An 11858-nucleotide genomic window follows, 5' to 3' on the forward strand; every position below is an offset into this window, starting at 1 on the left:
TTATTAATTATGGATTGCTTTACTTCGACAAGCTCAGTATAGACTATTTCCTCGCAATGACGATATCTTCATTTTCAAATTACGGCATTAACTCATTTTCAAATTCCTTAATGCGCTTCCAGCCAATTATCACCTACACCCACTTCTGTTAAAAGAGGAACTTTGGTGCTGTAAGCAGATTCCATTTCGGTTTTAATAAGCGTTTTTGCCGTTTCTACTTCATCCAAAGGAGCCTCAAAAATAAGTTCGTCATGGACTTGCAATAGCATTTTCGTTTTTAATTCTTGTTCCGAAATAGCTTTGTCAATATTAATCATCGCAATTTTGATAATGTCGGCTGCGCTTCCTTGAATTGGTGCATTCACGGCATTTCTTTCTGCATGAGCTCTAACCACAAAATTACTCGAATTAATATCTTTAAGATGACGTTTTCTGTTAAGAAGTGTTTCAACATAACCTAATTCTCTCGCTTTTTGAACTTGCTCCGCCATGAAAGCTTTCAATTTAGGATAAGTTTCGTAGTAAGAGTCAATCAGTTGTTTGGCTTCGGTTCTGGAAAGTCCCGTTTGTTCCGCCAAAGCGAAAGCACCTTGTCCATAGATAATTCCAAAGTTGACCGTTTTTGCCTGACTTCTCTGTGTTTTGGTGACTTCATTTAATGGAATATTAAACAATTTGGAAGCCGTTGAAGCGTGAATGTCTTCACCGTTTTGAAAGGCTTTAATCATATTGTCTTCACCTGAAATTTCAGCAATCAGACGCAATTCAATCTGAGAATAATCGGCAGAAATTAGCTTCGAACCTTTATCAGCTACAAAAGCACCTCTAATTTGCTGACCTCTTTCCGTCCTGATAGGAATGTTCTGAAGATTTGGATTAACACTCGCCAAACGTCCAGTCGCGGCGGTAGTTTGAGAAAAATCGGTGTGAACTCTGTGGTCTTTCGGGTCAATTTGTGATGGCAACGCATCAACATAGGTTGACTTTAATTTCTGATACGTTCTGTATTTTAAAATGTACGGAATGATGTCGTGCTTGTGTTCCAATTTCGCCAAAACATCTTCCGAAGTCGAATATTGCCCCGTTTTGGTTTTCTTAGCTTTGGGGTCAAGTTTCATTTTATCAAACAAAATATCGCCCAATTGTTTTGGAGAATTCATATTAAATTCTTCGCCGGAAAGTTCAAAAATTTTAGATTCTAATTCCTTCAAATCATTTTCCAAATCAATGCTTTCTTGCGCCAACCAATTTTTATCTAAAGAAATCCCTGCAAGCTCCATTTTCGCTAAAACTTCCATCAAAGGCATTTCTATTTTATAAAATAAATCTTCCAGATTTTCTTTCTTGAGTTGAGGTGCGAAAATTTCATAAAGTTGAAACGTCACATCGGCATCTTCTGCGGCGTAATTGGTCTGCTCCAAAACGGAAACTTCCCTAAGCGTTTTCTGATTTTTACCCTTTTTACCAATTAAAGTTTCGAGGGAAATCGGTTTATAATCGAGGTAAATTTCTGAAAGATAATCCATCCCATGTCTTCCGTCGGGATTCAACAAATAATGTGCAATCATCGTGTCAAAAAGACCTCCTTTGATGTCAACACCGTATTGTTTTAGAACTTTATAATCGTATTTCAGATTGTGAGCTATTTTGATAATGTCCTCTTTCTCAAAAAATGGCTTGAAGATTTCCAAAGTTTCTAAAACTTCTTCTCTCTTTTCCGAAAGTGGAATATAATATGCTAAACCTTTTCGGTAACTAAAACTCATCCCAATTAATTCGGCTTCTAATTCGTTGAGTGAAGTCGTTTCAGTATCGAAACAAACCGCTCTTTGTTGTATTAAATTTTCAACCAAAATTCGTTGAGCCTTCGGCGAATCGATGTATTGATACAAATGGTCGTTCTGCTCAAAAGTTTTTTTGCTGGAAGTCGCCTGCTCTAATTCCTCGAAATTAGCAAACAAATCGAGTTGAGTCCCGTGTTGCGGGTTTCGAGTTTCTGGCTTCTTGTCGTATCTCGTTATTTTATTAGGGTCATCTTCGACTGATTGCTGATTGCTGATTGCTGATTGCTCATTAAACGCTCGATACAAATTTTCATACAACCTTCTGAACTCAATCTCTTCAAAAACCTCTTTTACCTTTTCAAAGTCTGGCGTTTCAAGGTCGTATTGCTCTTGATGAAATTCAATTGGAGCATCACAAATAATGGTTGCTAATTTTTTAGACAAAATACCTCGTTCCGCCGAATTTTCGACTTTTTCTTTCAGCTTTCCTTTTAGTTGGTCGGTGTTTGCCAAAAGATTTTCGATACTACCGTATTCTTTCAGAAATTTCATGGCGGTTTTTTCACCAACACCTTCCAAACCAGGGATGTTATCTACCGCATCTCCCATCATGGCGAGAAAATCTATGACTTGTTTTGGGTCTTGAATTTCGTATTTCGCTTTCACTTCGTCCACTCCCAAAATTTCTACATCACCTCCTTTTGAAGCTGGTTTGTAAATTTTAATTTTATCCGTAACCAACTGCGCAAAATCTTTATCAGGCGTTACCATAAAGGTATCGTAACCCTCCTTTTCTGCCTTGCAAGCAATGGTTCCGATAACGTCATCCGCTTCGTAACCTTCCACTCCCAAAATCGGAATGTGCATCGCCTCCAAAATCCTGTGAATGTACGGAACTGCAATTTTTATAGCTTCAGGCGTTTCGCTTCGGTTAGCTTTATAATCCGCAAAATCATCTGTTCTAACGCTAGCTTTACCGACATCAAAAACCACCGCTAAATGTGAAGGTTTTTCTCTTCTGATAAGTTCAATTAAAGAATTGGTAAATCCGAAAATTGCAGAAGTATCCATTCCAGAAGCGGTCAATCTCGGATTACGAATGAGTGCATAATAACCACGAAAAATCATGGCATATGCGTCGATTAGGTACAAACGTTTGTCGGTAGAATTTGTCATAGAGCAAAGATAGTTTTTTTGTTGTTTCGAGTTATGTGTTTCGGTTGACAAGTTGTATGGCTTTTTTCGAATATGATTTAAAAATATATCTGATACTAAATCTATTTTGCAAGTTCTCAAAAACCACAGTAGGAACAAAAGAAAAAATCCATTCTGAAATCATCGCAAAAAAAGCAAAATTTTAAAAATTTTATTCCCTTTATGAACTTCAAAAATATTATGGTTCTTTTGTCTCTTTTGTGGTTTAGAATTTACAATTTCTTTGGTGAAAATCTGTTCCTCTATAGCCAGTAAAACGACCTTGTTTAGCTTCTTTACAAAAAGTTAATAAGATTTCTTTTGTCTTACTTTGCGTTAAAATATAGCAGATACAAACAAAACATTTGAAAGAACGAAATTTAAACCAACTTTGTATAACCACTTAATTTACTATTTTTAAGAACTTAAAAAATTAGCATGAAGAAGCTTTGGATTTTCGCCTTGATATTTGGTTTTAGTGGAATTACTCAATCTCAAAACAGTGTCAATGATAGCCTGAAAATGAAATGGTTTCAGGATGCCAAATTGGGAATTTTTGTGCATTGGGGAATTTATTCTGTCAACGGAATCTCGGAATCTTGGTCGTTTTTTAACAATTACACCAATCATCAAACCTATATGAAGCAGTTGGATGGATTCACTTCGAAGAATTATGACCCGAAGTTTTGGGCAAAATTGATGAAAGAATCGGGTGCAAAATATGCGGTCATTACCTCAAAACATCATGATGGTGTTGCGCTTTGGGACACCAAAGCTCAAAATGCAACCAGCATTCCTAAAAATTCGGTAGCGAAAAAAGATGTTCTTTCGCCTTTTATAAAAGAACTGAAAAGCCAAGGTTTGAAAACGGGTTTATACTTCTCACTTCCCGATTGGAGTCATCCCGATTATGACATTGAAACCCGAACCAAAAAGCGTTACGACTTTAAAGAAAACCTACAAAAATGGGCGAATTTCATTCAATATTATCAAACGCAATTAACGGAACTTTCTAAAAATTATAGGCCAGATTTACTTTGGTTTGATGGAAATTGGGAACACGATAATGACACTTGGAAAACTACGGAAGCTGCCACTTTGCTCAAAAAATACAATCCCAATATCATCATCAATTCTCGTTTGGATAACAAAGGCGATTACGAAACACCTGAACAAGGAATTCCAGTGGTAGCGCCAGAAAACCCTTATTGGGAATTGTGTTACACGATTAATGATTCTTGGGGTTATCAAGGATTTGACACCAATTACAAAACACCCAATATGATTATTCAGACTTTGGTGGATTGCATTAGCATGGGCGGAAACTTACTTCTCGACATTGGTCCAAAAGCAGATGGAACGATTCCTGAAGAGCAAATTAATGTTTTAAAAAAGTTAGGAAACTGGGTTAAAAAACACGAGAATGCAGTCTATGGAACCCGAAAAGGAATTCCGTTTGTCAATTTCGCCGGTAAATCTGCGCTGTCACAGGACAAGAAACAATTGTTTCTGTACTTAGATTCTCAAAAGGATTTTGAATATTTATCAGGCGTATCCTCAGAAATTTCCTCAATGAAAATAATTGGAGATGAACGACCTCTAAAATTTAAAAAAGATGCGCAACAAAATGTTATTATTGATTTAAAAGGGCATCAGTTCGACCAAGATGTTACGGTAGTTCAGATTGATTTTTCTTCACCGATTCAATTAGTTGGAAATCCAAATGTCCCTTCTGAAAATTTGGCCAATATTTTAGAAAACTCATCGACTTTTCAAGGAATTCACGATTTGTCGAATGCTTTGTTTCATGGCAATAATATTTTAGACAATTCGGGATTGACGAGCGATGGCGAAAACATGACAATCACAAAAACTTCTAAAACAAATCCTGCAATTTTGGATTGGATTAGTAAAAATGCTGAAGCACTTTACCAAACCGAAAAAGGAATTTCGGTAGCACATTACAATGGTATGAGTGCACTTTCAAAGGACAAACAGACGCTTTATCTTTTCGTGGAAGGAAATCCCAATGGACCCATTGCGTTAAAAGGATTGAAAAACAACATTCAACGAACCCGAATTGTTAGAGAAGGAACTTTACTTTATCCAAAAATCTATAACAAATTGTATTGGAGCCAGATTCCAGGTATTGTTTACATTGATGTACCAAAAGAAAAATTAGACAAAAATTTAACCGTTATCGCAGTACTTCTCGATAAACCTATTGAACTTTTCCGAGAGGAAACCAAAGCGATTGAAACTAATTATTAAGTTGAAGAATAGTGATAAAAAAGTCAGCGATTACGCTGACTTTCATATTTATTTTTGTTTAGTTTCCATTGGAGGTGGTGGTGACATATATTTTGACTGTGGAGTATAAGAAGTTTTCATCTTCATGGTCAAATCGATTTTCATGCCACCCATATCAACCATACTAATCGTACCATTCATATCACCTTCAGAATTCTGACCAGCAATCCAGCCTGTTTTCTTGTTTAATTTAATTTCACCTTTGCCAGTTCCTGACAAATCAGGAGAAACTTTGTACCCACTAGATTCCATTACTTGGTTTGGAAGTGATTTCATATTAGAACTAAAACTAATCGAATAGTTATAGTTATCAACCTCTTTAAGATTAAAGCTCGTTTGGTTATTGAGTTTATATGGAGCGGTTGTCAAAAAATCAGCATTCCATATTTCACCAACTTTCACAGCTTTTTCGGGAAAATTATAAATCATCGAAAACATTTGAATAATGGTTTCATCATTATACATCGAAAGAATTTGCCCTTGCTTTACCAATTGATTATCCGCAAACTCTTTGATAATTCCATCAAGAATTTCTTTATTACCTTCTATCTTGGTTACCTTCCCCTTCTCGGTTAGATAAATAAAAAATGGCTTTCCGGTTAAAGCTTTAAAAACATCAATAATCTCATTGTCCTCCTTCATATCAGAATCCAACTTCACCTTTTGTCCCATTCCTTCGAAAACGCTTTCCACAAAAGTATATGTCGTCTCCAACTTATACGTGTCCTTATCCTTAGAATCCACTTTCGCTGTAAGAGCAACAACAGCACCCATCTTCATTGGAATCTCCTGACCTTGCACCTTTTGAAGCATATCCAAATCAACACGTTGCATCATTTCATACGATTTACCCTTTTCCAAATTGAGTTTGAGGTCATATGATTGCGAAAACATCCACATCGAAACAAAAAGGAAAACAAAAATTTGTATTTTTTTCATTTTAATTCTTTTTGCTAAAATACTACTTTAAAACAAGATTTCAATTCGAAGTTTTCAGTATTTTTGATGCAATGAAAGACTTGACTCCAAGAACCGTAACGGTTATGCGATACATCCTCCCTCTTCGTGAAGGCGGAAGTCTTCCTGCTTTGGCGGAAGCTGATGACGATTTCAAATATGTTTTAAAATTCAGAGGAGCTGGACATGGCGTCAAAATGTTGATTTCTGAACTTTTGGGTGGAAAAATTACCGAAGTTTTAGGACTTCAAATTCCCGAACTCGTTTTCGCCAATTTGGATGTCGATTTCGGAAGAACCGAAGGAGACGAAGAAATTCAGGATTTGTTGAAATTTTCGGAAGGCCTTAACCTTGGTTTGCATTATCTTTCTGGTGCGATTGCCTATGATACGAGTGTCAAAATAGACCCTCTTTTAGCTTCTAAAATTGTATGGTTAGATGCATTTATCACTAATATTGATCGCACATACAAGAACACCAATCTTCTCATGTGGCACAAGGAATTGTGGGTGATTGATAATGGTGCATCGTTCTACTTCCATCACAATTGGCAAAATTTTGAGACTGCAGCAAAGACGCCTTTCAAATACGTGAAAGACCATGTTTTGCTTCCTCAAGCTTCCCAATTGAAAGAAGCTGATGCGTTTGCAAAGTCAGTCCTCAATGATGATATCTTCCATGAGATAGTTAATCTAATTCCAGAAGAATGGTTGCAGTGGAACGACGTAGAAGAAACACCCGAAGAAATACGAGAAGTGTATTTTAATTTTATGAAAACACGATTAGCTAATTCCGAAATCTTTTTAAACGAAGCCCAAAATGCAAGAGGATAAATTATATGAATATGCCGTGATACGCTTGGTTCCAAAGGTTGAAAGAGAAGAATTTTTCAACATCGGATTGGTCATGTTTTCAAAAAGGGAAAAATACATCCGTGTTGAATTTGAAATCTGTAAAGACAAATTCCGATTGATGCACAGTAAATTAGATTATGATGATGTGGTTGAAAATCTAACTTCATTCAGAAAAATTGCGATGGGTGAAAAAAGCGGTGGTCCCATCGCCGAATTAGAAATCCCAGAACGATTTCGTTGGTTAACCGCTGTTAGAAGTTCAGTCATTCAAACATCAAGACCTCATCCTGGTAAAACTAAAAATTTAGATTTAACTTTTGATAGATTGTTTGAGGAGTTGGTTAGATAACCTTAGATTGCTTCTTTGTAATAAGCCACAAATTCTCTAAACACAGAATAGAAATCTCTCCATTCAAAATATAGTGGACTGGAGCTTGATATACTTTCAAAACCATTTTTTCTAAACAATTTTTTGGTGCGTGCTTGATGAAAATATTGGGAAACAGAAATGGCACTTTCAAACTTCAAACTATCGATGATTTTGATAGAATTTTTCACTGTTAGCTCCGTATCATTTCCATAGTTATCAACTATTATTTTCTGGGTAGGAATTTGGTGTTCAACCAAATATTTTTTCATCTCATCTCCTTCCCAAAATCCTTCTTTTCCTAAACCTCCACTTACAATAATATATTTAACTCGTTCTTGACTGTACAATTCAATACTTTTATCCAATCGTGCTTTAAGTCTTTCTGAAGGCGTTCCATTTTCGTTGACTTTGTTTCCAAGGACAATAGCTACATCTGCAGTTTTCATTTCGTCATTCAAACCATCAAAAGTGATATAAATAGAATGAACAACAAACCACAGAAGAAATAAAGAAACAACGATTTTTAGAAAACGAACTGTTTTTAGCTTCTTCATTCTCGAAATTCTTTAGTCTTAAATCTTAGTCAACTTCGCAAATTTCAGAATCAAATTCTTTTCGCCTTCACGTTGAAAATGAACTTTTGCTTTGATATTTTCGGGGTCAGTTCCGTCTAAGAAAACCACTTCTCCTACACCAAAACGGTCGTGTCTCACTCGATCTCCAACTTCGATATCCTGAGAAGAACTTCCGCTGGAACTGGTAATTTTTGCCTTAGCAATTGGTTTCAAATTTCGGGTTGAAGATTGAGGTGCAGTTGAAGGTTCTTCTTTTCTTGAAATCGCTTTTTTTGGCTCTTTCTTTTGAAAAAACCTTGGTTCGCTTGGCGCTTCATCAAAAATATTGGACTGTAACCCAGAACGATTAATAAATCGAGCTTCAGTCGCTGGATTGATAAATTCCAAATATTTTGCATCCACTTCACTCAGAAAACGAGAAGGTTCCGCATCGGTGATTTTTCCCCATTGAAACCTTGAAATCGCATATGAAAAAATAGCTTGTTTTTCGGCTCTGGTTAAGGCAACATAAAATAATCGACGCTCCTCCTCCAATTCTTCGCGAGTGGAAGAACTCATAAAACTTGGAAAAAGATTTTCCTCCAATCCTACCAAATGAACAACTGGAAACTCCAAACCTTTGGAAAGGTGAATCGTCATCAAAGAGACCTGGTCTTCGTTGCCGTCGCCTTTTTTGTCTTGGTCTGTGGAAAGCGCAATATTTTCTAAGAAATTAGGTAAAGTTGGATCTCCATCTTCTAATTGTTGCTGTTCCTCGATGAACCCTTGCATCGAGTTCATCAATTCCTGAATATTTTCAACTCTGGAAATTCCTTCCGGCGTTTGATCGTCTTTCAAATTTTTAATGAGACCGCTTCGTTTCGCGACTTCCATAGCGACTTCGTAGGCATTTTCAGTCTTTAACAACACCTGAAAGGCTTTAATCATTTGCCAAAAATCATTGAGCTTATTGAGAACGCCGTTGTTAAGTCCTAAATGCGCCGAATAAAAACTCAAATTATCCAAAATCTTAGATAATGGAAGACTTTGAGCATCTGCAAAAACAATTAATTTATTTTGAGTGGTTTCCCCAATTCCACGGATTGGATAATTGATGATTCTTAACAAGGCTTCGGAATCGTTTTCATTAACCAACAATCGAAGATAAGCCACCAAATCTTTCACTTCCTTTCTTTGGTAGAAAGACAAACCTCCATAAACTCGGTATGGAATATTCTTTTTCCTTAAAGCGTCTTCAAAAGCTCGAGTTTGGGAATTGGTACGATACAAAATGGCAAAATCATTAAATTTCTTTTGATTGAAATTATGCATTTCCCAAATATTGTTGGCTACAAAATTAGCTTCATCCGCATCGGAAAGCGCACGATACACCTTTAGCTTCTCTCCTTCTTCGTTATCACTAAATACATTTTTCTTGAACTGTTGAAGGTTTTTGGAAATTACAACATTCGCCGCATCAACGATGTTCTGAGTAGAACGGTAATTCTGTTCCAAGGAAACCGTCACTGCATCTGGATAATCTTTTTTAAAGTTCAGAATGTTATAAATATTTGCACCTCGAAACGAATAAATCGACTGTGCATCGTCACCAACGACACAAATATTTTCAAATTTTGAAGCCAAAGCCTTCACAATTAAGTACTGCGAATGATTGGTATCTTGGTACTCATCCACCAAAATATATCGGAAACGGTCTTGATATTTTGCCAAAACTTGAGGAAATCGAGTCAATAATTCATTGGTACGAAGCAATAAATCGTCGAAATCCATCGCTCCATTTCGGAAACATTGGTCAACATATTTTTGATAAATCGTACCGATGTGTTTCATATTTGCACGTTCATCGGCTTCTAATAAATCAGGATTGTTGTTGTACGCTTTAACCGTAATTAAATTATTTTTATACGTCGAAATACGTTGCATCACCTTTTTCGGTTTGTAAATATCGGTATCGATATTAAGGTCTTTGATGACTTTTTTTAAAACATTCAGCGCATCTTGAGTATCATAAATCGTAAAATTAGAGGGAAAACCAAGGTGATGACCTTCGCTTCTCAAGATTCTTGCAAACACGGAGTGAAATGTTCCCATCCAAATCGAACGTGCATCGCTCTCTCCTACGACTTTTGCAATACGGTCTTTCATTTCGCGCGCCGCTTTATTGGTAAAGGTCAACGCCAAAATATTAAACGGATCTATTCCATTGGAAATCAAATGAGCAATACGCATCGTTAGAACACGTGTTTTTCCAGAACCAGCTCCAGCCAAAACCATCAATGGTCCTTCGATCGTAGTTACTGCTTCGTATTGATATTCATTAAGTCCTTTTAGGTAGTCCATTTTAATGCGATCGTAAAAATTACGTTTAAAAATTACTTTATTCTTTTGTCTTGAAACAAAAGAACCAAAAATTCAAGACTGGATTTTTCGGCAAAAATTAGAAAATATTGATTAAAATTTCCGAAACTCGCATTAAATGAAGGTTTGACTTCAAAAAAACAATCCCACATGCTCAAACAACGAAAATTTCTTAACATCAATATTTTCTAATTTCTAAACGCCTCAAACTCCAATGTCAATTTCAAATTTAATTAAATAAAAATTGGGGTTACAAAAATAAGGTTTTGGGATGGGAATTACAATTTTGAGAAAATTTATAACTACTTTACGGTGGGAAAAGTAAGGCTTTCTTTTAACTCCCATTTCATTTTATCAAGTGAAAAAACATATGTTTTTTTACAAATGACTTTTTTTGTCGAAATTTCTAATGTAACAGTTGTTTGATTAATATTGTTAATCCTTTCAAAACTCTGATCAAAGAAAATTCTATTAAATTGGACAGGTATTTTTTTAATCAAATCATTTTTGACCTTTATATAAAATATTTTTCCGTATTTCGAGTCGGTAAAAGTTGGTAAACTTTTAATATAACGAATCTGTTCTTTACTTAGGAAATGATCTTCGGACAATTCATTGTTGTTTTGCAAGCGATAAAATCCACCTTCATCCCACCAATAAGAATTGTAAGAAGCTGGAAATATCGTTTTTTTGACTGTTTTGCTAAAATATTTAACATTTTTTCATTCCATATAAAATTACTTGTCGAATAATTTTCCGCTTCCAATTCTGGAAATACAAAATCTGGACAATCTGATGACCCTTCTCCTTCTTCAACATTCGAATTCATAAAGAGCAAAATCTGTGAATCAAATTGAATCTTCTTAATATCTTCAAGAAAAATATTTTGCAATGTACTATAATCAATTTTTTTTTGAAAATTAATAGATTCTTCTGTTGCTTTTCTCGCTATTTTTTCAATTTCTCTACAATCAGGACCAGGACAACCATTTTTCTCTACTTTTCCAATTTGAGTTGGACACTCATCATCTTTATCTATAATCCCATCTCCATCTGTATCAGGCCAAGGACAGCCATTATTTTCAGGCGGACCGGGAACTTCTTGACACGCATCATCGTTGTCAATAATTCCGTCGCCGTCAGAGTCTAGCCAAGGACAACCATTATTTTCAATAGATCCTGCTTCAGTTTTGCAGTTGTCAAGATAGTTGAGAATATCATCTCCATCATCATCGGCAAGACAATGCTTTTTGTTAAATTCTTTTCGGCATTTTTTTAAAGCATCCTGATTCGTAATCTCCTGAGCGGAAACTATCAAAAAAAAGAAAAACAAATAAAAAAGTAAGACTTGATTTCATTGTGCTTTAATAAGTTATCGAAAACAAATGTAATTTAAAATAATGAATTCTAAAAGAAAGTCAACACGAACGTTCAGCTGAAAGTTTGGATTTAAAAC

General features: G+C 35.6%; 8 protein-coding genes. 3 read left to right on the plus strand and 5 right to left on the minus strand.

Annotated features, from left to right (window positions below; genetic code table 11):
• Positions 1-107 precede the first annotated feature (107 nt).
• The gene (gene polA, locus AC4AGG_RS12810; protein WP_489772403.1) at positions 108-2960 is read right to left on the minus strand and encodes a DNA polymerase I; all 2853 of its coding nucleotides are present in this window, start codon (positions 2958-2960) and stop codon (positions 108-110) included.
• 456 nt (positions 2961-3416) lie between these two features.
• Between polA and AC4AGG_RS12815 the strand changes: the two genes are divergently transcribed.
• Positions 3417-5249, plus strand: coding sequence for an alpha-L-fucosidase (locus AC4AGG_RS12815; RefSeq protein WP_489772404.1), 1833 nt, complete (start codon positions 3417-3419; stop codon positions 5247-5249).
• A 48-nt stretch (positions 5250-5297) separates the two neighbouring features.
• Here AC4AGG_RS12815 and AC4AGG_RS12820 read toward each other — a convergent pair whose 3' ends face one another.
• A complete protein-coding gene (locus AC4AGG_RS12820) occupies positions 5298-6227 on the minus strand; it encodes a DUF6263 family protein (protein WP_489772405.1) in 930 nt (309 codons plus the stop codon).
• Between the two features lie 71 nt (positions 6228-6298).
• Here AC4AGG_RS12820 and AC4AGG_RS12825 point away from each other — a divergent pair, with 71 nt between their 5' ends.
• Positions 6299-7078 carry a HipA family kinase gene (locus AC4AGG_RS12825; RefSeq protein ID WP_489772406.1) on the plus strand — a complete coding sequence of 260 codons (780 nt, stop codon included), beginning with the start codon at positions 6299-6301 and terminating at the stop codon, positions 7076-7078.
• Positions 7065-7448: a DUF3037 domain-containing protein gene (locus tag AC4AGG_RS12830; RefSeq protein ID WP_489772407.1), complete on the plus strand. Its 384-nt coding sequence runs from the start codon at positions 7065-7067 to the stop codon at positions 7446-7448. Before AC4AGG_RS12825 ends, AC4AGG_RS12830 begins: the two co-directional genes overlap by 14 nt.
• Positions 7449-7450: 2 nt before the next feature.
• Here the strand turns inward: AC4AGG_RS12830 and AC4AGG_RS12835 are convergent, their stop codons facing one another.
• The 3 genes from AC4AGG_RS12835 to AC4AGG_RS12845 form a co-directional block, all read right to left on the minus strand.
• Positions 7451-8023 (minus strand): YdcF family protein, encoded by a 573-nt coding sequence (locus tag AC4AGG_RS12835; protein WP_489772408.1) that lies wholly within the window; start codon positions 8021-8023, stop codon positions 7451-7453.
• 18 nt (positions 8024-8041) lie between these two features.
• Positions 8042-10384 carry an ATP-dependent helicase gene (locus AC4AGG_RS12840; RefSeq protein ID WP_489772409.1) on the minus strand — a complete coding sequence of 781 codons (2343 nt, stop codon included), beginning with the start codon at positions 10382-10384 and terminating at the stop codon, positions 8042-8044.
• Positions 10385-10991: 607 nt separating this feature from the next.
• Positions 10992-11720, minus strand: a complete 729-nt coding sequence (locus AC4AGG_RS12845; protein ID WP_489772410.1) for a thrombospondin type 3 repeat-containing protein — start codon at positions 11718-11720, stop codon at positions 10992-10994.
• Between the last annotated feature and the right edge of the window lie 138 nt (positions 11721-11858).

The sequence above is a fragment of the Chryseobacterium sp. CG10_8 genome, assembly GCF_058117085.1.